Annotated in this window: 18 protein-coding genes and 1 riboswitch; of the genes, 8 read left to right on the plus strand and 10 right to left on the minus strand. The window is 71.7% G+C overall.

Features of this window, described 5'->3' with window-relative positions:
• The first annotated feature begins 9 nt into the window (after positions 1 to 9).
• Positions 10 to 1,221, plus strand: a complete 1,212-nt coding sequence (locus B072_RS0113430; protein WP_026245780.1) for a lytic transglycosylase domain-containing protein — start codon at positions 10 to 12, stop codon at positions 1,219 to 1,221.
• On the opposite strand, the gene B072_RS0113435 is transcribed toward B072_RS0113430, so the two are convergent.
• Positions 1,195 to 2,829: a hypothetical protein gene (locus tag B072_RS0113435; RefSeq protein WP_018530470.1), complete on the minus strand. Its 1,635-nt coding sequence runs from the start codon at positions 2,827 to 2,829 to the stop codon at positions 1,195 to 1,197. The two genes, B072_RS0113430 and B072_RS0113435, sit on opposite strands and share 27 nt — an antisense overlap.
• Positions 2,830 to 2,937: 108 nt before the next feature.
• Positions 2,938 to 4,191 (minus strand): cytochrome P450, encoded by a 1,254-nt coding sequence (locus tag B072_RS0113440; protein ID WP_018530471.1) that lies wholly within the window; start codon positions 4,189 to 4,191, stop codon positions 2,938 to 2,940.
• A 224-nt stretch (positions 4,192 to 4,415) separates the two neighbouring features.
• Between B072_RS0113440 and B072_RS0113445 the strand changes: the two genes are divergently transcribed.
• Positions 4,416 to 5,585: a steroid 3-ketoacyl-CoA thiolase gene (locus B072_RS0113445; RefSeq protein ID WP_018530472.1), complete on the plus strand. Its 1,170-nt coding sequence runs from the start codon at positions 4,416 to 4,418 to the stop codon at positions 5,583 to 5,585.
• A gap of 17 nt (positions 5,586 to 5,602) precedes the next feature.
• On the opposite strand, the gene B072_RS0113450 is transcribed toward B072_RS0113445, so the two are convergent.
• Entirely contained in the window at positions 5,603 to 6,586 is a 984-nt protein-coding gene (locus B072_RS0113450) for a LacI family DNA-binding transcriptional regulator (protein WP_063746443.1), read from the minus strand.
• Between the two features lie 70 nt (positions 6,587 to 6,656).
• Positions 6,657 to 9,617, minus strand: coding sequence for a CBM35 domain-containing protein (locus B072_RS0113455; RefSeq protein ID WP_063746444.1), 2,961 nt, complete (start codon positions 9,615 to 9,617; stop codon positions 6,657 to 6,659).
• Positions 9,618 to 10,157: 540 nt separating this feature from the next.
• Here B072_RS0113455 and B072_RS0113460 point away from each other — a divergent pair.
• From B072_RS0113460 to B072_RS0113485, 6 genes are all read left to right on the plus strand, one after another.
• The gene (locus B072_RS0113460; RefSeq protein WP_018530475.1) at positions 10,158 to 11,528 is read left to right on the plus strand and encodes an ABC transporter substrate-binding protein; all 1,371 of its coding nucleotides are present in this window, start codon (positions 10,158 to 10,160) and stop codon (positions 11,526 to 11,528) included.
• A gap of 119 nt (positions 11,529 to 11,647) precedes the next feature.
• Complete coding sequence (locus tag B072_RS0113465; RefSeq protein WP_018530476.1) at positions 11,648 to 12,607, plus strand: carbohydrate ABC transporter permease; 960 nt, start codon at positions 11,648 to 11,650, stop codon at positions 12,605 to 12,607.
• Positions 12,608 to 12,618: 11 nt separating this feature from the next.
• Positions 12,619 to 13,530 carry a carbohydrate ABC transporter permease gene (locus tag B072_RS0113470; RefSeq protein WP_018530477.1) on the plus strand — a complete coding sequence of 304 codons (912 nt, stop codon included), beginning with the start codon at positions 12,619 to 12,621 and terminating at the stop codon, positions 13,528 to 13,530.
• 48 nt (positions 13,531 to 13,578) lie between these two features.
• Positions 13,579 to 15,225: a glycoside hydrolase family 13 protein gene (locus tag B072_RS0113475; RefSeq protein ID WP_018530478.1), complete on the plus strand. Its 1,647-nt coding sequence runs from the start codon at positions 13,579 to 13,581 to the stop codon at positions 15,223 to 15,225.
• Between the two features lie 96 nt (positions 15,226 to 15,321).
• Positions 15,322 to 16,389 carry a LacI family DNA-binding transcriptional regulator gene (locus tag B072_RS0113480; protein ID WP_026245781.1) on the plus strand — a complete coding sequence of 356 codons (1,068 nt, stop codon included), beginning with the start codon at positions 15,322 to 15,324 and terminating at the stop codon, positions 16,387 to 16,389.
• A gap of 88 nt (positions 16,390 to 16,477) precedes the next feature.
• Positions 16,478 to 17,731, plus strand: coding sequence for an alpha/beta hydrolase (locus tag B072_RS0113485; protein WP_026245782.1), 1,254 nt, complete (start codon positions 16,478 to 16,480; stop codon positions 17,729 to 17,731).
• A 124-nt stretch (positions 17,732 to 17,855) separates the two neighbouring features.
• On the opposite strand, the gene B072_RS0113490 is transcribed toward B072_RS0113485, so the two are convergent.
• The 6 genes from B072_RS0113490 to B072_RS0113515 form a co-directional block, all read right to left on the minus strand.
• Positions 17,856 to 18,260: a transglycosylase SLT domain-containing protein gene (locus B072_RS0113490; protein WP_018530481.1), complete on the minus strand. Its 405-nt coding sequence runs from the start codon at positions 18,258 to 18,260 to the stop codon at positions 17,856 to 17,858.
• A gap of 259 nt (positions 18,261 to 18,519) precedes the next feature.
• Positions 18,520 to 19,356: an ECF transporter S component gene (locus tag B072_RS0113495; protein ID WP_018530482.1), complete on the minus strand. Its 837-nt coding sequence runs from the start codon at positions 19,354 to 19,356 to the stop codon at positions 18,520 to 18,522.
• Complete coding sequence (locus B072_RS0113500; RefSeq protein WP_018530483.1) at positions 19,353 to 21,011, minus strand: ABC transporter ATP-binding protein; 1,659 nt, start codon at positions 21,009 to 21,011, stop codon at positions 19,353 to 19,355. Before B072_RS0113500 ends, B072_RS0113495 begins: the two co-directional genes overlap by 4 nt.
• Positions 21,008 to 22,144 (minus strand): CbiQ family ECF transporter T component, encoded by a 1,137-nt coding sequence (locus B072_RS0113505; protein WP_018530484.1) that lies wholly within the window; start codon positions 22,142 to 22,144, stop codon positions 21,008 to 21,010. Before B072_RS0113505 ends, B072_RS0113500 begins: the two co-directional genes overlap by 4 nt.
• Before the next feature lie 3 nt (positions 22,145 to 22,147).
• The gene (locus B072_RS0113510; protein ID WP_018530485.1) at positions 22,148 to 22,804 is read right to left on the minus strand and encodes an SCO2322 family protein; all 657 of its coding nucleotides are present in this window, start codon (positions 22,802 to 22,804) and stop codon (positions 22,148 to 22,150) included.
• The gene (locus B072_RS0113515; RefSeq protein WP_018530486.1) at positions 22,801 to 24,042 is read right to left on the minus strand and encodes a prenyltransferase/squalene oxidase repeat-containing protein; all 1,242 of its coding nucleotides are present in this window, start codon (positions 24,040 to 24,042) and stop codon (positions 22,801 to 22,803) included. Before B072_RS0113515 ends, B072_RS0113510 begins: the two co-directional genes overlap by 4 nt.
• A 94-nt stretch (positions 24,043 to 24,136) precedes the next feature.
• A riboswitch (cobalamin riboswitch) is annotated at positions 24,137 to 24,246 on the minus strand.
• Positions 24,247 to 24,411 lie beyond the last annotated feature (165 nt).

A 24,411-nucleotide genomic window follows, 5' to 3' on the forward strand; every position in this document is an offset into this window, starting at 1 on the left:
AGGGTCCTGATGCGTACCCCGAAAGTGAGTCGACGACGTCCCCGGCTCGGCCGCCGCCTGCGCGGCACGGCGGTGGCCGTCGCCGCGACGGCCCTGCTGACGGCATCTCAGGCACACGGTGTCGTCGTGGAGTTGACCAAGAAGCACGACGACGGCATCGACCCCGTCGCGCTCGCCGAAGGCCCGCTGCCCAGCGTCGAGTCCCAGGGCGACGACTCGTACCACACCGAACTGCCGCCCCTGAAGACCGCCGACAACCCGGCCGTCACCTTCCCGCCGGCGCAGATCCGCGTCGAGTCCGGCATCCCGGCCACCGTCCTCGCCGCCTACCGCCGCGCCGAGTCCTCCGTCGCCCGCACCGACCGGGGCTGCCGGCTGCCGTGGCAGCTGCTCGCCGGGATCGGCAAGGTGGAGTCGGGACAGGCGCGCGGCGGCGACGTCGACGCGCAGGGCACCACCCGGCACCGCATCACCGGACCGGCGCTGAACGGCAAGGGCTTCGCCCTCATCCGCGACACCGAGAACGGCCTGTGGGACGGCGACACCGTCTACGACCGGGCCGTCGGGCCGATGCAGTTCCTGCCCGGCACCTGGCGCCGCTGGGGCGCCGACGGCAACGGCGACGGCACCTCCGACCCCAACAACATCTACGACGCGGCCCTCGCCGCCGGCCACTACCTGTGCGCGGGCGGCCGCGACCTCGGGGCCTCGGGCGGCCTGGAGCGGGCGATCCTCAGCTACAACTACTCGCGCGACTATCTCCGTACGGTCCTGTACTGGATGGAGTTCTACCGCACGGGCGTGCACAGCGTGCCCGACGGCAAGGGGACCGTCCCGGTCAGCCCGGGCGCGGGCTCGAAGACCCCGGCGACCAAGCCGGTCGACGACGACAAGGGCGGCGGCAAGGGCGGCGGCATCGTCATCGGCCCCACCCCCACCCACAAGCCCACGCCGAGCCCCACCACCACGCCCACGGAATCCCCCACCGGCGAACCCAGCCCCACCCCCGGGCCCTCCGACTCCGAGGCCCCGCCCGTCACCGAGCCGCCGACCACGCCGCCGACCACGGACGAGCCCACCGACCCGGGCACCGGCACCCCGGGCGACGGCTGCCCGTCCGACTCCGCGAGCCCCACCGACACGGCGAGCCCCACCGGATCGCCCAGCCCCACCGAGACCCCGACCGAACCCCCCTCACCCTGCGCCACACCCGACGCCTGACGGCCGCGTCGACGGTGACGCCTTCCCGCCCGACTCCCAGTCCGAGCCGATGCGGTAGGTGCCCGCCGCCGGCGCGACCAGCTCGGTGAACTCGCCGCCGGGCTGCCGCCGCACCTTCAGGCAGCCGCCCTCGGCCTTCAGCCACGGCGAGTAGGCCACCTTCAGCGTCGCCGTGCCCGCCCGGGAGAAGCGGACCGTGACCCGCGCCCCGTCCGAACGCAGGACGGCCGCGGGCGCGGAGACCAGCGGCGCCGCGCCCCGCACCCGGTAGACGTGCCAGTTCGCGTCGCGCCACACCGGCTCCAGATAGGAGGGCCCGGAACGCACGAACGCGGCCTCCTGCTCGGCGTACCCGTCCGGCTTGCCCTCGGGGAGCACCACATAGCCGACCGCCCACCGGTCCAGCCACGCCCGGTAGGTGGCCGCCGAGAACGAGCCGTCGTAGAACAGCCGACCGCGCTCCATGTCGAGCTGCCGGTTCCAGCCGCGCGCCATGTTCACGTACGGAGCGAGCGCGGTCGCCTCGCGGTGGTTGCGGGCCGGGATCACCTCGACCCGGGTCCGGTCGGCGCCGAGCCGGCTCAACTCCCGTACGACACCGTCGGTCTCGGCCGCCCACGTGGGCACGCGCGTGGACACCCGCAGATCGTCGACCGTCTTCTGCGCCACCCACGCCGACGACAGGGCGACGGCGACCGCGAGGAGCGCCGCCTTCGCCCGAGGTGTTCCCGGGGCGCGCGCCGCCGCCAACAGCACGGCGGGCGCCGCGAGTTCGGCGAGTCGCTCCACGTTCGTGCCGACGGGGGAGGGGACGAGGTACGCGACGACGGTGCCCGCCGCGTAGACACAGGCCGCCCACCGCGCCACCCGCCAGCGCCGCGGCCCCGCCGCCACCAGCGCGAGCGAGAACACCACCGGCGGCCAGATCCGGTCCGCCGGCATCAACTGCTCGCCCTTGAAGGGGAAGAGGAGGGTCGTCGCCCCCACGACCACGGCGGGCGGCGCCATGTACGCCGCGGCCCGCCCCCAGTCCCGTACACAGAGATACCCGGCCCCGACGACGGCCAGGAACAGCCCGGCCACCGGCGACGCCGTCGTGGCGAGCGCCGAGCAGAGCACCGCCGCCGTGTACCGCGGCCGCCCGGTGAGCGCCACGCACGTGCCGAGCCCGAGCGCCACCCCGAGCGCGAACGTGGTGCGCCCCGACGCCACGTTGCACCACAGCGCCAGCGACAGCAGCACGGCGGGCGCCAGCGGGCGGGCGATGCCGGTGCGCACGACGAGGACCGCGCCCAGCCAGGCGGCGACGAGCCCGGACACCACCGTCACCGGGCGCACGCCGATCCCGGCCATCAAGTAGGGCGAGATCAGTGAGTAGTTGGCGGTGTGCATGCCGCCGTACCAGAACAGGTTGTACGCCGACGCCCCGTGGTCGGCGGCGAACCGGGCCCAGGCCTGCTGGGCCGCGAGATCACCGCCGCCGGTCGCGAGGAGCCCCGCCCACACCGCGTACAGGGGAAGGGTGGGCAGCGTGGCGAGCAGGGGCACGCGATGACGTACGGCGAAGGTGGTGCGGCGGCGTGCGAGGGGCAGGTCGACCGTGGCCACGGGTACCGATCCGTTCCGTTGCGAGGCGCTGGGCTCCGGCATGGTTCACGGACGAAGACGCGCGACGCAACGGAAAGGTGCTCCAACGGGTTCGGATCGGCTGGAATTTCACCCCTTCGCGGGGGTGGCCACCTGGAGTTCCTTGACCCCGTTCAGCCACGCCGCGCGCAGCCGGCGCGGGTCACCGGCGAGCGTCAGGTCGGGCATGGCGTCGGCGATCGCGTTGAAGATCAGGTCGATCTCCAGGACCGCGAGGGACTTGCCGAGGCAGAAGTGCGGACCGCCGCCGCCGAAGCCGAGGTGCGGGTTGGGGTCGCGGGTGATGTCGAAGGTGTCGGGGTCGGTGAAGACCTCCGGGTCGTGGTTGGCGGAGGAGTAGAAGATGCCGACGCGGTCGCCCGCCTTGATCTTCTGGCCGCCGAGTTCCGTGTCCTGGGTGGCGGTGCGCTGGAAGGAGACGACCGGCGTCGCCCAGCGGACGATCTCCTCGGCCGTGGTCGAGGGGCGCTCGCGCTTGTACAGCTCCCACTGGTCGGGGTGGGTCAGGAAGGCGTGCATGCCGTGGGTGATGGCGTTGCGGGTCGTCTCGTTGCCGGCGACGGCCAGCAGGATCACGAAGAAGCCGAACTCGTCGGAGGACAGGTTCCCGTCGTCCTCCGCCGCGACCAGCTGGCTGACGATGTCCTTCGCCGGGCACTGCTTGCGGTCGGCGGCCAGGTTCATCGCGTACGACACGATCTCCATGGCGGCCTCGGCGCCGATCTCCTCGGTGATCGCGTACTCCGGATCGTCGTACGCCACCATCTTGTTGGACCAGTCGAAGACCTTGGACCGGTCCTTCTGCGCGATGCCGATGAGCTCGGCGATGGCCTGCAGCGGCAGCTCGACCGCGACGTTCGTGACGAAGTCGAACGAGCCGTCGGGACCGGCCCCTTCGAGCGCCGTGGCGACGATCTCGCGGGCCCGGTTGCGCAGCGCCTCCTCCAGCGACCGGATGGCCCGCGGGGTGAAACCGCGCTGCACGATCTGGCGCACGCGCGTGTGCTCGGGCGGATCCATGTTCAGCATGATCATCTTCTGGATCTCGATCTGGTCGCGCTGGATCGAGGAGTTGAAGCGGATCACGGCGGTGTTGAGGTTGGAGGAGTACAGCTCCGGGTGCGTGGACACGTACTTCACGTCCGCGTGCCGGGTCACGGCCCAGTAGCCCTCGTCGTCGAAGCCGGTGATGCCGCGCTCCTGCGGAATCCAGCGGACCGGTTCGGTCTGCCGCAGCTGGGCGAACTCCGGATGGGGCACGCGGTCTTGGAGCAGATCGGGATCGGTGAAGTCGAACCCGTCGGGCAGCGCGGGGCACGGCATGGGGCCACTCCATATTCTGTCTGACGCTCCGTCAGGTATGGCTCGAAAGGTAGTAACGGGTTCTAGAAGTGGCAAGGGGCGCGGGTGTGTTGGTTCCGTGTGTTGTGCTTGCACGACCCTTGCGTACCGGGGGTAAGCGCGCCGAGACTGCACTCAGAACTGGTACGCGTTCTAGTTTCAGTTCGGTTGTATCCGTCCGGGATTGCGTGGAGAGGACGACTGTCATGGCAGCGGAGCCCGTCATCGTCGAAGCCGTACGTACCCCGATCGGCAAGCGCGGCGGCGCGCTCGCCAATCTGCACCCCGCGTACCTGCTGGGGGAGACGTACCGCGAACTCCTCGGCCGCACCGGCATCAAGGCGGACTGCGTCGAGCAGATCGTCGGCGGCACGGTCACACACGCGGGCGAGCAGTCCATGAACCCGGCGCGCACGGCCTGGCTCGCGATGGGCCTGCCCTACGAGACCGCCGCCACCACCGTCGACTGTCAGTGCGGCTCCTCGCAGCAGGCCTCGCACATGACCGCCAACATGATCGCGGCCGGTGTCATCGACGTCGGCATCTCCTGCGGCGTCGAGGCCATGTCCCGCGTCCCGCTCGGCTCCGGCTCCAAGCACGGCCCCGGCAAGCCGTTCCCCGAAGAGTGGAACGTGGACCTGCCCAACCAGTTCGAGGCGGCCGAACGCATCGCGCGACGGCGGGAGTTGACGCGGGAGAACGTCGACTCGCTCGGTCTCGTCTCGCAGGAGCGGGCCGCGAACGCCTGGGCCGAGGAGCGCTTCAAGCGCGAGACGTTCGCCGTGCAGGTGCCCACCACGGAGGCCGAGCAGGCGGCGGGCCAGGGCATGTGGCGCCTGGTCGACCGCGACGAGGGCCTGCGTGACACGACCATGGAGGGACTGTCGGGCCTCAAGCCCGTCATGCCGACGGCCGTCCACACGGCCGGCAACTCCTCGCAGATATCCGACGGCGCCAGCGCCATCATGTGGGCGTCCAAGCGCATGGCGCGGGCCCTCAAGCTCAAGCCGCGGGCCCGCATCGTCGCCCAGGCCCTGGTCGGCGCGGACCCCCACTACCACCTGGACGGGCCGATCGACGCGACGCGCGCGGTGCTCGGCAAGGCGGGCATGACGCTCAAGGACATCGACCTCGTCGAGATCAACGAAGCCTTCGCCTCAGTGGTGCTGAGCTGGACGCAGGTCTTCGAGCAGGACCTGGAGAAGGTGAACGTGAACGGCGGCGCGATCGCCCTCGGCCACCCCGTCGGCGCCTCGGGCGCCCGCCTCATCACCACCGCCCTGCACGAACTGGAGCGCAGGGACAAGGAGTTCGCGCTCATCACGATGTGCGCGGGCGGGGCGCTCTCCACCGCCACGATCATCCAGCGGCTGTAGTTCCCGCGTCTCAGGCCCTAGCGGGGTGTGAGCGGCGCGGTCGACTGGCGGACCACGAGTTCGGGCTCGTGCAGGAGCTCGTGCGGGGTGGGGCTGTCGCCCGAGATCTGGTTCGCCAGCAGGGTGACGGCCGCCCGGGACATCGCCTCGATCGGCTGGCGCAGCGTGGTCAGCGGCGGGTCGGTGTAGTTCATGAACGCGGAGTCGTCGAAGCCCACGACGGACAGGTCGTCGGGGATGCGCAGCCCCGCGCGCCGGGCGGCCCGCACGGCTCCCAGGGCGAGGACGTCGCTGCCGCAGATCAGCGCGGTCACCTTGTGGGCGAGCAGCTCGGAGGCCACGGCCTGGCCGCCCTCGAAGGAGAACAGCGCGTGGCCGACGGGGTGACGGCCGGCGCTGCCCGACGTCAGGGCCTCGAACGCGGTGGCCTTGCGGCGCGACGGCATGTGGTGGCCGGGGCCGACCATCAGGCCGATGTCGGTGTGCCCCATCGCCGTGAGGTGGGCGAAGGCCTGGCGGACGGCGGCCTCGTCGTCGGTGCTGACACTGGGGAAGCCCGGATAGTCGACGGCCGCGTTCAGCAGCACGACCGGGACCCCGCGCTCCAGCAGCGCCTTGTGCTCGTCCTCGGTCAGCCCGCCGCAGAAGATGACCCCGGCGACCTGCTGGTCCAGGAGCATCGACACGTACTCCGCCTCGGTGAGACCGCCCGCGGTGCGGGTGCACAGGACGGGGGTGAAGCCGAGCTGGACGAGGGCGCCGCCGGCTATCTCGGCTATGGCGGGAAAGATGGGGTTCTGCAGCTCGGGCAGGACGATGCCGACCAGCCGGGCCCGCGCGGCGCGCAGATGCGTGGGCCGCTCGTAGCCGAGGACGTCGAGCGCGGTGAGGACGGCCTGACGGGTGCTGTCGGACACCCCCGGCTTCTCGTTCAGGACGCGACTGACGGTCGCTTCACTGACGCCCACGCGGCGGGCTACTTCTGCGAGCTTGCGGGCCATGGCCGGAGTGTAACCGCACGTCAGTGCGGGGCCGCGGGGCATGGTGCGCCCCGCGGCCCCATGCCGGCGCTCAGAAGCCGCTGTTGCCGCTGCCCCGGGTGACCGTGAAGCCGGGGGCGTTGTTGAGCAGCCCGCCCGTCTTCGCGGTGACGGTGGTGTGGGAGACGGTCATGCCGCCGGTGACGTTGTTGAGGTCGAAGCCGTAGGTTCCGGCGTTGGCGATGGTGTTGCCGTCGAGGGTCAGGTCGCTGATCTTCTTGGCGTAGGAGAGCAGGACGCCCTGATAGGTGCTGTCCTTGATGGTGTTCCCGTCGACGTGCACGGGCTGGGTGATGTCCGCGGTGTCGGCGTAGATCCACAGGGCGCCGATCGTGGTGGCCCAGTTGATGTGGTACGAGCCGCAGCGCGTGAGGAGGTTGTCCCGGACGTAGATGTCGGAGCTGAAGCCCTGCCCGAAGTAGGTGCTGATGGTGATGCCGGAGCCGAAGGCGACCGTGTCGCTGACCGCGTTGTTCTCCAGGGTGTTGTCACCGCCGCCGTAGACCCCGATGCCGTTGGCCTGGATGGGCAGTTGGGCGGTGTTGTGGGAGACGGTGCTGTGCGTGACGTTGCCGTCCTCGGTGTCGAGGGCGAGGGAGTCGTCACCGGTGTTGCGCACGTGCGACTGCTCGACCCGCGTGTTGTCGGAGCCGCCGTGGACGTGCAGGCCGTCCGCGAACACGTTGCGCACGCGGACGCCGGAGACGAGCAGGCCGGTGCCGGGCCGTGCCCACAGGCCGACCTTGGTGTGCTCCATCCACACGTTGTAGATGAGCGAGCCGGAGGCGAAGCCGCCCTCGATGGCGGCGGCGCCCGAGTCGTTGTTGCGGAAGGTCTGGTCACCGAAGACGGACAGGTCGGCGATCTGGACCCGGCCACCGGTGGAGAACAGGCCGCCCGCGCCGTTCTCCGCGGTGGACTTCAGCGTCGTGTACCAGGGCCCGGCGCCGCGCAGCGCGACCCCCGACAGGTTGACGCGGCCGGAGATCGTGTACGTACCGGACGGCAGCCACAGCCCCTTGCCGGCGCTCGCGGCGCTGCTCAGCGCCGAGTCGAGGGCACTGGTCACGTCACCGGCCCCGGGCGTGACGCCGTAGTCCGCGGCGGAGACATAGCCCGACGGCATGGTGGCGGCGGGGTCGACGAGCTCGGTGTCGACGACGTCGACGGTGTACGAGGCCGCGGTGGACCCGGCGTCCTTCTGCAGCTTGAGGACCGTGCCGGCCGGCCAGGTCGTGGAGTGCAGGTAGCGGACCTCGTCGAAGTAGTGGTGGCCGGTGGAGTCCCCCGCGTTCCCGGGGGTGTTGGTGTCGTAGTAGCCCGCGCCGTACAGCCACGAGAACTTGTTGGTGGTCTGGAGGTCCGTCACCTTGGTGGAGCCCGCGTACAGGGACAGCGGGGCGGTGGTGACGGAGCCGCTCGCGGTGTCGGGGATCGAGTAGCGCACGACGAGCGCGTTGGCGGGCTTGGTGAGCGTGATCTGCACGTACTGGCCGGTGTCGGTCAGCTTCACCGCGCTGCGGCCGGTGGACTCGGCGGACAGGCTCGGATAGCTCGTGCTCACCGCCAGCTTGGTGCCGTTGGTGGTGGAGTCGGCCGCCCGGTACTCGGTGTACGGCAGGGTGGCGCCCTGCGCGGACAGCGCGGTGCCGCCGTCGACGGAGACACTGTCCACCGCGACGTTCCCGCTGTCACCGGACTCGGTGCGCAGGCCGACCAGGTTCAGGCCGCCGCGCAGCTTCGCGTCGACGGTGACGTACGCCCAGCCGTCCGCGGCGGGCAGGGACAGCTGACGGGAGCGGACCCCGTTCACGTACAGGGAGAGGCTCTGCGCGGAACCGGTGGTGTTGCGGTAGGTGACGGCCAGCGGGTAGCTGCCGGCGGCGGGCACGGCGGTGTCGACGACGGTCTCGGCGCCCTGCGCGGTGAAGCCGGTGAGGTAGCCGCTCCCGCTGTACCCGGACAGGGACGTGGCCTTGGCGGGCCCGCCGGTGGTGAACGCGGTCTCCGCCTCGTACGCCTTGCCCGGGGCGGTGCCGCCCCCGCCCGCGGGCGGCTCGGTGGAGCCCGCGGAGACGTCGATGCCGTCCACGTTGACGTTGCCGCTGTCGGAGGAGTCGAAGCGGTAGGCGACGGTGTTGGAGCCCGCCTTCAGCGTGAGCGTCTCGGTGCGGGCCGCCCAGGTGTTCCAGTCGGAGGTCGCCGGGAGCGACGTGGTCAGGGCCTTGGCGCCGTTGACGTACACCGACAGCGTCTTGGTGGAGCCCGTGCCGTTGGCGTAGCGGAGCGCCACGTCCGCGGACCCGGCGCTCGCCGCGGTGACGGTGAACGTGGTGGCGGCGGCGCCCTTGTGGGAGTCGGTGTAGCCGCCGACGTAGCCGGTGCCCCGGTAGCCCGAGTGCTCGGTCTCGGTCAGCACGCCACCGCTCAGCGCCGCGGACTCCGCCTCGTACTGGCCCGCGACCGGAGCGGGGGCGGCCGCGAGCGTGAGCGCGTCGAGGTTCACGTTGCCCGAGTCCCCGGACCCGAAGACGTAGGCGATCGTGTTGCTGCCGGACGTCAGGGTGACCGGAGTGGCCACCGTGCCCCAGGTGTTCCAGTCCGCCGTGGCCGGCAGGGAGACGGAACCGGCCTTCGTGCCGCGGACGTAGAGGGACAGCGTCTGCGCGCTGCCCGTGCCGTTGGCGTAGCGCAGGGTCGAGGTGTGGGCGCCCGCGCTCGCCGCGGTCACGGTGAACGTGGTGGTGGCGCTGCCCTTGGCGGAGTCGGTGTAGCCGCCGACGAAGCCGCTGCCGGTGTAGCCGGTGTGGTCGCTCTGGACGGCGGCGCCGCCGCTGAGCGCGGCCGACTCGGCCTGGTAGGTGGTGGAGGCGGCCACGGCCGGGGCGGCGAGTGTGCCGAGCGCGGCGCACAGCACGGCCAGGACCGTGCCCACCAGAAGGAGCCGGGATCTGCTGCGTTCCGGGCGGAACGCGGAGCCGGATTGAGGCATGGGGAACTCCCAGACAAGGAGCGGGTGAGGTGACGCGCACCGTAACGGTGAGGTGATGCGCGGGCAATGAGTGCGGACATCCGCGAATTCCGCCGCGCCTTCCCACGAAATCTGTTGCGCTGTTTGCGCGGCCCCAACTACCAGTGTCTCCAGCGAAGTTGAGGCATCCGCACGGTGTGATCCGGGGGAACGCAATTACGTTGCGGGGGTCGGATTCTTGCTCTGCTTCTTGCGTGATCCACGAACCGACGCTCCCTCGGCGTACCCCTCTCCGTGCCAGCTCAGCGAGGGTAGGAAGCGCTGTCTTCCCAGGCGGTCCAGCGGTGCGGCGCCGGGTGCGCACCGTGCCGCACGATGCCGATGTCGGCTTCTTGCGTTCGGTTTCGTCGAAGAATTTCTCCGAAGTCCGCAGCTGTTATTGATGCTTTGCGTATCCAGATTTGAGTATTGCTCGCGGTTCGTGGGGCCCGTAACTTGTGCGTCACCTCGACGGGCCGCCTATCGACGCCGGGCCCATCCACTCACCCTCAGGGACGATCCATGACCGCAATATCGGCGGGCAGAAACGCCCGCGTCGGCATCGCCGTGGCCGCGGTGGCCGCACTCGGCCTCTCCGTGAGCGGCTGCGGAGCCTCCGACGACGACTCCGCTTCGCCCGACGGCAAGATCACCATCACGGTGAACGACATGCCCGCGAAGACCGACCCGGTCAACCGCAAGATCTTCCTGCAGGACGTGGCCGCGTTCGAGAAGGCCAACCCGGACATCCACGTCGTGCCGCACGAGGGGCAGATGGACCCCCAGACGTTCGCCACCAAGCTCGCCGGAGGCCAGCTGGAGAACGCCTACTACGTCTACCTGACCGACCCGGCCGGCATCATCGCCAAGCACCAGGCGGCCGACATCACCGACCACCTCAAGGACTATCCCGAGGCCCAGCAGGTCAAGCCCGAGCTGCGCAAGGTCTTCCAGGACGAGGCCGGGCGCACCTACGGCGTGACCGAGGGCAACTACTCGATGGGCCTGGTCTACAACCGCACCCTGTTCAAGAAGGCGGGCCTGGACCCCGACAAGCCGCCCACCACCTGGGCCGAGGTCCGCGCCGACGCCAAGAAGATCGCCGCCCTGGGCAAGGGGATCACCGGCTACGGCGACTACAGCAAGTCCAACACCGGCGGCTGGCACTTCACCGCCGAGATGTACTCGCGCGGCGGTGACGTCGCCAAGAAGCAGCCCGACGGGACCTGGAAGGCCGACTTCGACAACGCCACAGGACGGGCGGTCCTCCAGCAGCTGCACGACATGCGCTGGACCGACGACTCCATGGGCAAGCGCCAACTCCTGGAGTGGGCCGACCTGTTGCAGATGATGGGCTCCGGCAAGCTGGGCATGTACCTGGCCACCTCCGACAACATCCCCACCATCGCCGCGCAGTACAAGGGCGACCCCAAGGAGTACGGACTCGGCCCGATGCCGGAGGGCAAGGGCACGCTCGGCGGGGGCGGCGGGTTCATGTTCAACCCGAAGAACAGCGCCGCGCAGACGAAGGCGGCCCTGGCCTGGGTCATGTTCAAGTACGAGAACCCCGACCGGATCACGATGGGCCAGAAGCGCGCCGCCGCCCACGACCAGCCGGTCGGCCTGCCCGAGCCCAACATCTGGACCGGCGCGGCCCAGAAGACCAGGGCCGCGGCCGACAAGAAGTACGCGAACCAGCCCGTCGCGAACTACGCGCCGTTCGCCGCTTCCCTCGGCAGGATCCCGCTCAAGCTCGAACCGCCGCAGGCCCAGAAGATCTACGCCGTCCTGGACACCGCCATGGCCAAGGTGCTCACCGACAAGAACGCGGACATCGACCAGCTGCTCGGCGACGCCTCGAAGCAGGTCGACACCCTGCTCGCCGCCCAGTAGCACCCGCCGCCCGACACCTCACGGCAGGACCGTGTCGCGGCACCCGACCCGCGGCACGGCCCGCACCCCTGAACGCCCGAGCCCTGAACGTCCGCACCCCCGAACCGCAAGGAGAGAACATGGCGACGTCCCTCGCGCCGCGTCGCAGCGAAGTCCGCCCGCCCGAGACCGCCACGGCCCCCCGGGGGCCCGGCCGGTGGCCGCACCTGCGCCGGCGGATCACGGACAACGCCCTGGCCTACGCCTTCCTCGCGGCCGGGATCCTGAGCTTCGCCTACTTCTCCTGGTATCCGCTCGTCCGCGGCATCACGCTGAGCTTCCAGCGGGACAACCTCATCACCGACCCGCAGTGGATCGGCCTCGGCAACTACCGCACCCTGTTCGCCGATCCGCTGTTCTGGACCGCGTGGAAGAACACCGCCGAGTTCACCGGCCTCGCGCTCGTCTTCGGCTACGCCGTGCCCTTCGTCATCGCGGTGCTCCTCAACGAACTGCGCCACTTCAAGGGCTTCTTCCGCATCGCCGTGTACCTGCCGGTCATGCTCCCGCCGATCGTCAGCGTCATGCTCTGGCAGTACTTCTACGATCCGGGCCAGGGCCTGTTCAACACCCTGCTGCACGGCGCGCACCTGCCCACCTCCCAGTGGGTGCAGTCCCCGCACACCGCCATGATCTCCCTCGTCCTCGTCTCCACCTGGGCCAACATGGGCGGCGCCACGCTGATGTACCTCGCCGCGCTCCAGTCCATCCCCGGCGAGCTGTACGAGGCCGCCGAACTGGACGGCGCCGGCATGTGGGCCCGACTGCGCCACGTCACCGTCCCGCAGATGCGGTTCGTGATGCTGGTCCTGCTGCTGCTCCAGATCATCTCGACGATGCAGGTGTTCATCGAGCCGTTCCAGATGACCGGCTTCACCAACCCGTCGACCATCACCGTGATGACGCTGATCTACCGCTACGCCTTCGCCGTCAACAACGACTTCGGTCTCGCCGCCGCGATGAGCGTGCTCCTGTTCGTCGTACTCGCCGTCTTCGCCGCCGTCTATCTGCGCCTGACCCGCGACGGCGACCAGGGCTGAGGGAGAACCACATGTCCAAGGCCACATTCCGTGCCGAGTCCGCGCAGCGCAGCCTGATCTCCGCGAAGGAGCTCGCCCGCCCCCGCAACCGGCGCCTCTACTACGCGATCCTGACGCTGACGGTGCTCGCCTTCGCGGCCGCGTTCCTCTACCCGCTGTGGTGGATGGCGAGCTCCGCCCTGGAGACACCGCGGGAGTTCGCCGAGCAGACCCCGACGCTGCTGCCCGAGTCCGTCCACCTGAGCGCCTACAAGGACGCCTGGACGCAGATGGACATCGCGCACTTCTTCCTCAACACCGTGTACTACGCGGCCGGCGGCTGGCTCATCCAGATGGCGGTCGACGTGTGCGCCGCGTACGCGCTGTCGAAGCTGCGCCCGGCCTTCGGCAACATCGTCTTCGCGGGCATGCTCGCCAGCCTCATGCTGCCCGCCGCGGCCCTCCTCGTGCCCGCCTACCTGACGGTCAACGACCTGCCGCTGTTCCACGTCAATCTCATCAACACCCCCTGGGCGCTGTGGCTGCCGGGAGCGGCCAACGCCTTCAACATCTACGTCCTGCGCCGCTTCTTCGACCAGATCCCCACCGACATCCTCGACGCCGCCGCCATCGACGGGGCCTCCCGCCTCCAGGTGCTGCTGCGCATCGTGCTGCCGCTGTCCCGTCCCGTCCTCGCCGTGGTCTCGATCTTCTCGGTCGTCGGCATGTGGAAGGACTTCCTGTGGCCCCTGCTGGTCCTCCAGGACCCCGAGAAGCAGACCCTGTCGGTGGCCCTGCACCGGCTGTCCACGTCCACCACCCAGGTGCCGCCCACCCAGATGATCGCCGGCCTCGCCATCGCCGCCGTCCCGATGATCGTTCTCTTCCTCTTCTTCCAGCGCCACATCATCAGCGGCCTGTCCGCGGGCGCCCTCAAGGGATAGCCGCCCCGCCTCCCTCCTCCCGCACTTCTCAGTCAAGGAGTTCCCTTCGTGGTCCGATCCACCGAAGCCCACGACGACTGGTGGCGCCACGCCGTCATCTACCAGGTCTATCCGCGCTCCTTCGCCGACGGCGACGGCGACGGCATCGGGGACCTCGCGGGTGTCCGCCGCCGCCTTCCCCACCTGGCCGGGCTCGGCGTCGACGCCCTCTGGTTCAGCCCCTGGTACGCCTCGCCGCAGGCCGACGCCGGCTACGACGTCGCCGACTACCGGCGCATCGACCCGGCGTTCGGCAACCTGGCCGAGGCGGAGGCGCTCATCGCCGAGGCGCACGACCTGGGCCTGCGCGTCATCGTCGACATCGTCCCCAACCACGTGTCCGACCAGCACGCCTGGTTCCAGGAGGCCCGCGCCGCGGCCCCCGGCGCCGAGGCCCGCGACCTGTTCTGGTTCCGGCCGGGGCGCGGCCCAGACGGCGAACTGCCGCCGAACGACTGGCAGTCCGTCTTCGGCGGCCCGGCCTGGACCCGGGTGGCCGACCCCGACGGCGCCCCCGGCGAGTGGTACCTCCACCTGTTCGCGCCCGAACAGCCCGACCTCAACTGGAACAACCCCAAGGTCCGCGAGGAGCACGAGGACATCCTCCGGTTCTGGTTCGACCGCGGGGTCGACGGCATGCGCATCGACTCGGCGACCATGCCCGCCAAGGACCCCGCCCTGCCCGAGTTCGCCGCCGACAGCACACCCCCCGCCCACCCCTACATCGACCGCGACGACGTCCACTCCATCTACCGCTCCTGGCGCGCCGTCGCCGACGGCTACGAGCCCGCCCGCGCCCTCATCGGCGAGGTCTGGCTCGCCGACCCCGAACGCTTCGCCCGCTACCTGCGCGGCGACGAGATGCACACCGCCTTCAACTTCGACTACCTCAACAGCCCATGGAATCCAGGTGCGTTGCGCACCGTCGTCCAGGACACCCTCGACGCCCACGCGGGCGTGGGCGCCGCGCCGACCTGGGTGCTGTCCAACCACGACGTGACCCGCCACGTCACCCGTTACGGCCGGGCCGACTCCTCCTACGGCCACGCGCTGCGCCAGCACGGCACCCCCACCGACCTGGAGCTCGGCACCCGCCGGGCCCGCGCCGCCCTGCTGCTCGCCCTGGCCCTGCCCGGCGCGCACTACCTCTACCAGGGCGAGGAGCTCGGCCTGTGGGAGGTCGAGGACATCCCCGCCGACCTGCGCCAGGACCCGATCTTCCACCGCACCGGGGGCCGGGACATCGGCCGCGACGGCTGCCGCGTCCCGCTGCCCTGGTCCGGCGACGCACCCCCCTTCGGCTTCAGCCCCACGACGACGGCGCGGCCCTGGCTGCCGCAGCCCGCCGCCTGGGCCGCCCACACCGTCGAGGCCCAGCAGGCGGACCCGGACTCCGTGCTCGCCTTCTACCGGGCCGCGCTCACCGCCCGGCGCCACCACGCGCCCGCCCTGCGCGGTGACTCCTTCCACTGGCACGACACGGACCCGGACGTGCTCGCCTTCCGGCGCGGCCCGGACTTCCTGTGCGTCGCCAACCTGTCGGGCACGGACCAGCCGCTGCCCGCGCACCGCGAGATCCTGCTCGGCAGCGCTCCGGGCACGCCCGCGGCGGACACGCTGGCACCGGACACCACGGTGTGGCTGCGCACCGGCTGACGTACGCCCTCCCGCACGTCCTTCTCCGGGCCGGCGACCACCGGCCCGGAGCACCACCGCCTCCGGCGTCCCCACCTCCGACAGAAAGCAACTCCCATGGCTCGCAGGCTCTCCGAAGTGGCGCGCCGCGTAGGCGTCAGCGAAGCGACCGTCAGCCGCGTCCTCAACAGCAAACCCGGTGTCTCGGACGCCACCCGCAAGGCGGTCCTGACCGCGGTCGACGTCCTCGGCTACGAGCGCCCCACCCAACTGCGCGGCAGCAGCTCCCGCCTGGTCGGGCTCGTCCTGCCCGAACTGCAGAACCCGATCTTCCCGGCCCTGGCCGAGGTCGCCGGCGGCGCCCTGGTCCAGCTCGGCTTCACCCCCGTGCTGTGCACCCGCACCGCCGGAGGTCTCACCGAGGCCGAGTACGTCTCCATGCTGCTCGACCAGCACGTGTGCGGCGTGATCTTCTGCGGCGGCCTCAACGCCCAGGAGTACGACTCGCTCGCCCAACGAGGCGTCCCCGTCGTCCTGTTGAACGCCGCGGTCAGCCAGCCGGCCACCGGCCCGAGGAGCACCGGCCAGAAGGCCCCCGGCTTTCCCCAGGTCTCCACCGACGACGCCACCGCCGTCGAACAGGCTCACGCCCATCTCACCGCACTCGGCCACACCCGGATCGGCCTCCTGGTCGGCCCGTCCGACCACGGCCCCTCGCGCCGCAAGGCGGACGCCTTCGCCCGGCTGACCGCGCGCCTGTCACCGCACGTCCGTGAACACCTGGTGGGCCACGCCCTGTTCTCCTTCGAAGGGGGCCAGGCGGCCGCGGTCGAACTCCTCAAGGAGCAGGTCACCGGCCTCATCTGCGGCAGCGACATCCTGGCCCTCGGCGCCATCCGCGCCGCCCGCCGCGCGGGCCTGGCCGTCCCCGAGGACCTCTCCGTGGTCGGCTACGACGACTCCGCCTTCATGAACTACACCAACCCGCCGCTGACCACGCTGCGCCAGCCCATCGAAGCCATGTCACGGGCCGCGGTCACCCTGCTCGCCAACCAGATCGGCGGCGTGCCCACCAGTGCGGGCGAGCTGCTGCACGAGCCCGAACTCGTGGTCCGCAACTCCACGGCCCCGCCCGCGGGCCGGCGCCGGATGCGCCCCGTCCCGAGCACGGCCCTGGGGGCCTGACCACAGGGCGGGGGTGGGCCTAGGTCCACCCCCGGTCCGGGGGCGGCTCGGATATCGGCCGACGTGGGCCGATCCCTACCTTCATGACATGACCCAGAACACGGACAACTCGCGTACGGAAAAGGGAACTTCGGCACCCGTGCGCCGGGGTGTCGCCGTGGCCGCGGCGCTGCTGCTCGCGGGCGGCGGCGCCGTGCCGGTGGCCGCCGCGCTGGACGACGGACGCCCCGCACGCCCTGCCGCGGAGACGAGCGAGCGGGGAACGCTCGTCTCCCTGGAGCCCGTCGTCTCCTTCGACCGCGCCGCCGTCACCCGATGGCTCGCCGGGAAGGAGATGGCCACGGGGACCGTGCGGTACGGGGTGACCTCGTACCGCCTCACCTACCGCACCCGCGACGCGTACGGCAGGCCCACCACCGCCACCGGCCTGTTCACCCTGCCGACCGGCGGCGACCGCCGGCTCGGCCTCGTCTCCGACACCCACGGCACGATGGTCCACCGCGACTACGCGCCGTCCGTCGGCGACGACTTCGGCCGCATCCCGTCGTTCCTGTACGCCGCCGCGGGCAAGGCCGTCGCGGCCCCCGACTACCTGGGCCTCGGCGAGGGCCCCGGCGCCCACCCGTACATGGACACGGCCTCGTCGGTCACCGCCTCCCTCGACATGCTCCGCGCCGCCCGCCAGGCCGCCCACCGCCTGCACCGTCCCCTCACCGGCGACGTCTACGCGACCGGCTTCTCGCAGGGCGGCCAGGTGGCGATGGCCCTCGGCAAGGCGCTGGAGCGGGGCGCCGACCGGCACTTCCGGCTGAAGGCGCTGGCGCCGGTCAGCGGCCCCTACGACCTCAGCGGCGAGGAGGTCCCCGCGCTGTTCGACGGCCGGGTCAACGACACCAGCGGCCTCGTCTACACCTCGTACTTCCTGGTCGCCCAGAACCGGCTCCGCCCGCTCTACAAGAACCCGGCCGAGGCGTTCCGGGCCCCGTACGCGGATGTCGTGGAGGCGCTGTACGACGGGAACCACACGGAGGAGGACATCGTCACGAGCCTCCCGGCGTCGGTGAAGGAACTGCTCACCCCCGCGTTCTACGAGCGGATGCGGCACCCCACGGGCGCCCTGAAGGAGGCGCTGGCCGCGAACGACGACGCCTGCGCCTGGAAGCCGGACGTCCCGGTGCGCCTGTACGCGGGCGAGGCGGACACGGACGTCCCGATCGCCAACGCCCGCAGCTGCGCCCGCCAACTGGGCGGAGCCCCGGTCCTGGACCAGGGGAAGGTGGACCACTTCGGCAGCTTCAAGAAGGCCGCACCAAAGATCGCAGGGTGGCTCGGAAGTCTTTAGGGGCGCGGGGCTGTATCGATCTGCGGCTCCGCCGCGTGGGCGCGACAGGCCCCCACCGACCGCCACTTCGGGAACAACCAAAAAATGGGCGGCACCCGAAGGTGCCGCCCAACAAAATCCCCGCTCAGTACCAACCGTTGGCCTGCCAGTGCGACCAGGCACCACAAGCACTGCCGTACCGCTCGTTCATGTAGGTGACGCCCCAGTTGATCTGCGTCTCCGGGTTCGACTTCCAGTCGGACCCGGCGGACGCCATCTTGTTGGCGGGCAGCGCCTGGACGAGGCCGTACGCCCCGGTGGACGCGTTGGTCGCGTTCGGGTTCCAGCCACTCTCGCGGGACACGATGTTGTCGAAGCAGCGGAACTGCGCGGAGTCCGAGAGCTTCTGCTGCGCGATCGCCTTGGCGGAGGCCGGAGCGGCCTGGGCCGGCGTCGAGGCGAAGAGCATCCCGGTCGTGGCGGCGGCGAGGGTGACGCCGGCGAGGGCCTTCTTCGGGGTGGCGGCGCGGCGCAGGAGCGTGGCGGACACAACGGAACCTTCCGTGGGGGACAGGGGGCCGCCGGGGACGTTCCCGAGAGGGCCTCGACGTCCGGCGACCGCTCCACAGAAACAGGACCGATGGGTGAATGCAATGAGCGCTTTTACTAGTGGACGTCGCATCTGATTTAAATGTCCGTTATGTGAAGCACGTCTCAAACCCCAGGTCAAAGGGGGTGTCGTCGGGTCCTCGTAAGGAGCCGACCGCTACGAACACGCCTAGTAAGTGACCTGGGTCATGTGGGGCGCTTCACGGGCGCGGCCCGTCGAGTGCCTCGTCGAAGGTGACCTGGGCCTCGAAGGCGGCCCGCCGCGTCGCCCGCCGCAGCGCCTTGAGGACGGCACCGCCGACGGTCAGCGTCAGGACGACGGTGAGCGCGGCGCGGCCCAGGTCCCAGCCCAGCGAGGTGGCCAGGCAGTAGGCGAGGAAGCGGGCCAGATTGTCGTGCAGCGCGGCGTCCGGCTGGTACGCGACGGAGGAGGCGAGGGCGTTCATGAAGGGCCAGCCCGCGAGGTTCATGATCGTGCCGTACGCGAACGCGGCGAGGAACCCGTACCCGGCGAGCATGATCCGCTCGGCCCGCCCGCGCAGCGCGTCCGCCCCCGGGAGCAGCCCGGCGCCCATCGTGAACCAGCCCATGGACAGCATCTGGAACGGCATCCACGGTCCGACCCCGCCGGTGAGCAGCGCGGACGCGAACATGCTCAGCGACCCGAGCACGAACCCGAAGCCGGGCCCGAGCACCCGCCCGCTGAGCACCATCAGGAAGAACATCGGCTCGATCCCGGCCGTGCCCGCGCCGATCGGCCGCAGCGCCGCCCCGGCCGCCGCCAGCACGCCCAGCATGGCCACCGCCTTGGGCCCCATCCCGGACTCCGAGATCGTCGCGGCGACGACGGCGACGAGGAGCACCAGCAGCGCGGCGAACAGCCAGGGCGCGTCCTGCGCGTGGGCGTTCACCTGCGACCCGGGCCCGGTGATCAGCGGCCAGCCGATCGCGACGACCCCCACGGCGCTGACGAGCAGCAGCGCGGCGACGGAACGCGGCCCGAGCCGGACGGCGTTCGCTCGTCCTGTGTGCGTCACGCCAGCGCCTCCCGTACCTGGGCGACCGTGAGCCACCGCTGCGGCGCCAGCACCTTCGCCACCTGCGGGGCGAAGGACGGCGACGACGTGACGATCTCCGGGGTCGGCCCGTCGGCCACGATCTCGCCGTCCGCGAGGATCGCCACCCGGTGGGTGAGCTCCGCCGCCAGTTCCACGTCGTGCGTGGCCATCACGATGGCGTGCCCGCGCTCGGAGAGGCCGCGCAGGATCGTGACGAGACGGGCCTTGGCCGCGTAGTCGAGCCCGCGCGTCGGCTCGTCCAGGAGCAGCAGCGGCGGTGCCGCCGTCAGCACGATCGCGAGGGCGAGGGTGAGGCGCTGGCCCTCGGAGAGATCGCGGGGGTGGGTGGCGTCGGCGACGTTCGGGATGAGCTCGCTGAGCAGGGCGCGGCAGGTGCCCGGCTCCGCGTCGGCGTCCTTGTCCGCGGCCGCGCACTCGGCCGCGACCGTGTCGGCGCAGAGCAGATCACGCGGCTCCTGCGGCACGAGCCCCACCTTGCGGACGAGGTCACGGGGCGCCGCCTTGTGCGGCACCAGCCCGTCGACGTGCACGGCCCCGACGGTCGGCCTCACCATGCCTACGAGCGTGGAGAGCAGGGTCGACTTTCCGGCGCCGTTGCGTCCCATGAGGGCGACGATCTCGCCGGGGGAGACGTTCAGGTCGACATGACGCAGGGCTTCGACCCGCTCACGGCGGACTCCGAGCCTCTCGACGCGGGCGAGGGAAGTGCCGCCAGGGGCGCGGGGCTGTGACCTTCGCGGCTCCACCGCGTGGGCGCGCTCAACCCCCACCGGCCCGTGGCCGGAAGACGGCCCGAGCCCGGCAAGCCGATCCCGGAGCGACCCGGCCGAGCGCCGAGCGTCCCGCACCGTCAGCGGCAGCGGCGACCACCCGGCCAGCCGCCCCAGCCCCACCACCGGCGGATACACCGGCGACTCGGCCATGACGGCGGCCGGATCCCCGACCAGCAGCGGCTCCCCGGGCCCCGGCAGCAGCGCCACCTGATCCGCGTACTGCACCACGCGCTCAAGGCGGTGCTCGGCCATCAGTACCGTCGTCCCGAGATCGTGCACGAGCCGTTGCAGCACCGAGAGGACCTCCTCCGCGGCGGCCGGGTCGAGCGCGGACGTCGGCTCGTCGAGGACGAGGACGCGCGGGTGCGGGGTGAGCACGGACCCGATGGCGACGCGCTGCTGCTGCCCGCCGGAGAGCGTGGAGATGGGCCGGTCCCGCAGATCGGCGAGGCCGAGCAGGTCGAGGGTCTCCTCGACGCGACGCCGCATGACGGGCGGGGCGAGCCCCAACGACTCCATCCCGTAGGCGAGTTCGTCCTCGACGGTGTCCGTCACGAAGTGCGCGAGCGGATCCTGCCCGACCGTGCCGACGACGTCGGCGAGCTCGCGAGGCTTGTGCGTACGGGTGTCGCGCCCGGCGACGGTGACCCGCCCGGCCAGGGTGCCCCCGGTGAAGTGCGGCACGAGCCCGCTCACGGCCCCGAGCAGGGTCGACTTGCCGACCCCGGAAGGACCGGCGAGCAGCATCAACTCACCGTCGGGGACGTGGAGTTGAATGCCGCGCACGGTCGGCGACGCGGCGCCGTCGTACGTCACGGAGACGTCCTCGAAGCGGATCATGACGACGCCTCCTGCTGTTGCTGCCGATGGCGCTTGCCCGGTTCCGGGACGGGCGCGACGAATGCGGGAAGGAGGCCGACGAGCACCCCGAGCGCCGGCCACAGCGGCAGCGTCGGCGCCGCGAGCGGCACGACGGGCGGCGCCAGCGCGGCCGGGTCCTGGTGGCCGCACCAGATCATGACGGCGGCGGCGACCGCCCCGGACCCCGCGACCAGCCAGGCGCGCGGGCCCCACACATCGGGCCGGTACCGGGTGCGCACCGAGCGCCGCCCGCCCAGCCGGAGTCCGCCGAGCGCGGCCGCGACCCCGACGAGCAGCACGGGAAGCCCGTACCCGGCGCCCGACGAGGCGAGCAGCCCGTACGTTCCCGCGCACACGCCGATGAGTCCGCCCAGCGTCAGCGCGGCGGTGGCCCGACGCACCCCCGCCGGGACCTCGGCGGTGCGGCCGTAACCCCGCGCGTCCATGGCGGCGGCGAGCGCCACCGACCGCTCAAGGGCTCCTTCGAGCACCGGAAGGCCGACCTGGAGCAGCCCGCGCAGACCGCTGTCCGGGCGCCCTCGCAACCGCCGGGCCGCCCGCAGCCGCCGTACGTCGGCGACGAGGTTCGGGGCGAACGTCATGGCGACGACGACCGCGACGCCTGCCTCGTACAGCGCGCCCGGCAGCGACTTCAGCAGCCGGGACGGGGAGGCGAGCGCGTTCGCGGCGCCGACGCAGATCAGCAGCGTGGCCAGCTTCAGGCCGTCGTACAGGGCGAAGACCAGGCCCTCCACGGTCACCCGCCCGCCGATCCGCACCCCCTGCGCCCACGCGGGCAGCGGCACCTCCGGCAGCGTCACGACGACGTGCGAGCCGGGGATCGGCGACCCGAGGAAGACGGCGAACACCAGCCGGATGCCGATGACGGCGAGGCCCAGCTTCACGAACGCCCCGTACGAACGCGCCCACGGCGCCTCCGTCCGCCGCGCCGCCACCACGTACCCGGCGACGCCGACGAGCAGCGCGAGCAGCAGCGGGTTCGTGGTCCGGGACGCGGCCGTGCCGAGGCCGAGGGCCCAGATCCACCAGGCGCCCGGGTGCAGGGAATTGGAACGGTGGGCCCGGGGGGCCCGCAGCGAGTCGACGGCCATGGCTCAGCCGCGGCGGCGCTTGGCCTGCCAGATCGCCCCGGCGCCGAGCACGGCGACGGCGGCGACGCCCGCGAGCACGCCGACGGACGGCCCGGAGCCGCCCGACTTCTTCGCGGCCGCGTGATCGGTGCCCGGGGCGTCCGTCTCCTGTCCCGTGCTCACCTGCTCACCGCAGCCGGTCCTCGGGTATCCGGAGATGGCGCACAGCATCGCGCTGCTGTCGTAGCGCAGCGGCTTCGCGACGGCGGCGAGCGCGTCCGCGGCGGTCGCGTCCTCGCCGACCAGCGCACACCCGGTCTGCGCCTTCGGCGGGGTCTCGCCGCTCGGCGCGTCCGTCTTCGTACCGAAGTCGATGACGACGCCGACCCGCTTCTTCCCGTCCTGCGCGGGCGTACCGGAGCAGATCGTGTCGAAGCCGGAGCTGCCGCGCGGCTGCGCGGCGTCCTTGGAGTCCGCGCTCACCGCGAACCGGAACCCCTCCACGTCCCCGTCCGACGGCCTGGTCTGGGAGGGGCCCATGGTCGCGTACGACCAGGCACCCTTGTCCTGCTCCCAGAACGACCAGTACCGGTACCCGGCGGCCTGCGCGGGCGCCGCGACGGCGAGGCCGACGACGGCGGCGAGCAGGACGAGGAGGAGACGGGCGGCGCGGCGGGTCACGGCTGCTGCCGCTTCTTGCGCCCGCTGATCAGGATGCCGACGCCGACGGCCGCGACGAACATGACACCGACGATCAGCCAGGACACCGAGCCGCTGTCGTCGTCCTTCTTCTCGTCGCTGGAGCCGGAGTCCGACGACTTGGCGGAGGCGGGCTCGGGCCCGGTCTTGTTCAGGGCGGTCACCAGGTCGGTGCCGCCGAAGTCGTGCGGGTCGTTGCCGGTGGCGTGCGCGGCGAAGATCAGCTGGGCATAGGCGGCGGGACCGGACTGCGCGGCCCAGTCACCGGCGTTCTTCTCCAGCCAGGCGTACGGGTCCTTCGTGTACTTCACACCCTCCGCGGCGGCCACGGCCGTGACCGCGTCCGCGGTGTTGCCGTAGTCGGGCTGGTCGGTGGCACCGGCCAGCTGGGACTTGAGGTACAGGTGGGTGGAGAGCTGGTTCTGGAGGTAGACGGCGCCGTTGTGCGCGATGCCGTCGGCGCTCTTCGCCGTCTTCCCGTCCTCGCAGGTGTACGCGTCCGGGGCGTCGCCCTTCTCGGCGGCGAAACCGGAACCGAGCGCGCCGAGCACACCGGCGGCGGTCGCGTCGGCGTTCGCGACGAGCTCGCCCTTCTTGTCGGGCTGGTAGGCGAGGGCGCCGCCGTTCTTCCCCTCCGAGCAGGGCAGGGCGAGGGTGCCGAGGGCGTCGATGCCGGACTTGCCGGAGGCGGACCGCACCTCGGCGGGCTCGTCGCCGGAGGTGGACAGGGCGCCGAGCACGACCGCGGTGGAGTTGCCGTCGCTGGCGCCGCCGGGGTTGTAGCCCCAGCCGCCGTCGTCGTTCTGGTTCTTCTTCAGCCAGCCGGCGCCCTTGGCGACCTCGCTGTCGTGCCCGCCGACGGCGGCGAGGGCCTGCACGGCGGCGGCGGTGCTGTTGCTGTCGACCGGCGTCTTGCTGTCGCAGGCCTTGCCCGGGTCGGCACGGAACGCGGCGAAGCCGCCGTCCTCGCACTGCTGCCCGACCAGCCAGTCCACGGCCTTGTCCGCGGGCCGCACGCCCTCCGTATTCTGCGCGACGAAGGCGAGCGACTGCCGCCACACCCCGTCGTACGTCGGGTCGCCGGACCCGTACAGACCGCTGGGCACGACGACCTTGGGGGAGGCGGAGGGCGAGGCACTGTCCGCGACCGCGGCCGGCGCCAGAGCGGCGCCGATCACGACGGTCGCGGCGACGAGCGCGGCGCTACGGCGAATGTTCATGCTGGGGCGGGTGCCTCTCCCTGTGGGGAGCCGGGCGGCACGGCACGCTGCGGATACCGGGCGGCGCCAGCTCCGTGTCCCTCGACGGTTCTGGGCCGATCATGACGCGGGCGAGGCATTCCGACTGTGACGGTTGCGGGTCAGTGCCGGATTTCCGCCGGCTTCCCCTCACTCGCGCGATCTGACGACGCTTTCACTCTACCGGGCGGCCCGCCGCGGGCCCCCGCGAGCATCCCCGGGCACGACTTTCGCCGCCGGCGGCGGGCCGGTGGCCTCTTCTCGCGCGGTTCCCCGCGCCCCCTGAAGCGAGCTTCGCTCGCTCAGGGGAGGCTGCGCGGAGCGCATGCCTCAGGGGCGCGGGGAACGGCG

The organism is Streptomyces sp. HmicA12 (assembly GCF_000373565.1).
Taxonomy (GTDB): Bacteria; Actinomycetota; Actinomycetes; order Streptomycetales; family Streptomycetaceae; genus Streptomyces.

What these genes read in the sequence shown, in the direction of transcription:
- B072_RS0113460 (WP_018530475.1), top strand. Translation starts at nt 10,158, where the DNA reads ATGACCGCAATATCGGCGGGCAGAAACGCCCGCGTCGGCATCGCCGTG.
- B072_RS0113430 (WP_026245780.1), top strand. Translation starts at nt 10, where the DNA reads ATGCGTACCCCGAAAGTGAGTCGACGACGTCCCCGGCTCGGCCGCCGC.
- B072_RS0113500 (WP_018530483.1), bottom strand. Translation starts at nt 21,011, where the DNA reads ATGATCCGCTTCGAGGACGTCTCCGTGACGTACGACGGCGCCGCGTCG.
- B072_RS0113450 (WP_063746443.1), bottom strand. Translation starts at nt 6,586, where the DNA reads ATGGCCCGCAAGCTCGCAGAAGTAGCCCGCCGCGTGGGCGTCAGTGAA.
- B072_RS0113485 (WP_026245782.1), top strand. Translation starts at nt 16,478, where the DNA reads ATGACCCAGAACACGGACAACTCGCGTACGGAAAAGGGAACTTCGGCA.
- B072_RS0113445 (WP_018530472.1), top strand. Translation starts at nt 4,416, where the DNA reads ATGGCAGCGGAGCCCGTCATCGTCGAAGCCGTACGTACCCCGATCGGC.
- B072_RS0113505 (WP_018530484.1), bottom strand. Translation starts at nt 22,144, where the DNA reads ATGGCCGTCGACTCGCTGCGGGCCCCCCGGGCCCACCGTTCCAATTCC.
- B072_RS0113470 (WP_018530477.1), top strand. Translation starts at nt 12,619, where the DNA reads ATGTCCAAGGCCACATTCCGTGCCGAGTCCGCGCAGCGCAGCCTGATC.
- B072_RS0113465 (WP_018530476.1), top strand. Translation starts at nt 11,648, where the DNA reads ATGGCGACGTCCCTCGCGCCGCGTCGCAGCGAAGTCCGCCCGCCCGAG.
- B072_RS0113515 (WP_018530486.1), bottom strand. Translation starts at nt 24,042, where the DNA reads ATGAACATTCGCCGTAGCGCCGCGCTCGTCGCCGCGACCGTCGTGATC.
- B072_RS0113455 (WP_063746444.1), bottom strand. Translation starts at nt 9,617, where the DNA reads ATGCCTCAATCCGGCTCCGCGTTCCGCCCGGAACGCAGCAGATCCCGG.
- B072_RS0113480 (WP_026245781.1), top strand. Translation starts at nt 15,322, where the DNA reads ATGGCTCGCAGGCTCTCCGAAGTGGCGCGCCGCGTAGGCGTCAGCGAA.
- B072_RS0113440 (WP_018530471.1), bottom strand. Translation starts at nt 4,191, where the DNA reads ATGCCGTGCCCCGCGCTGCCCGACGGGTTCGACTTCACCGATCCCGAT.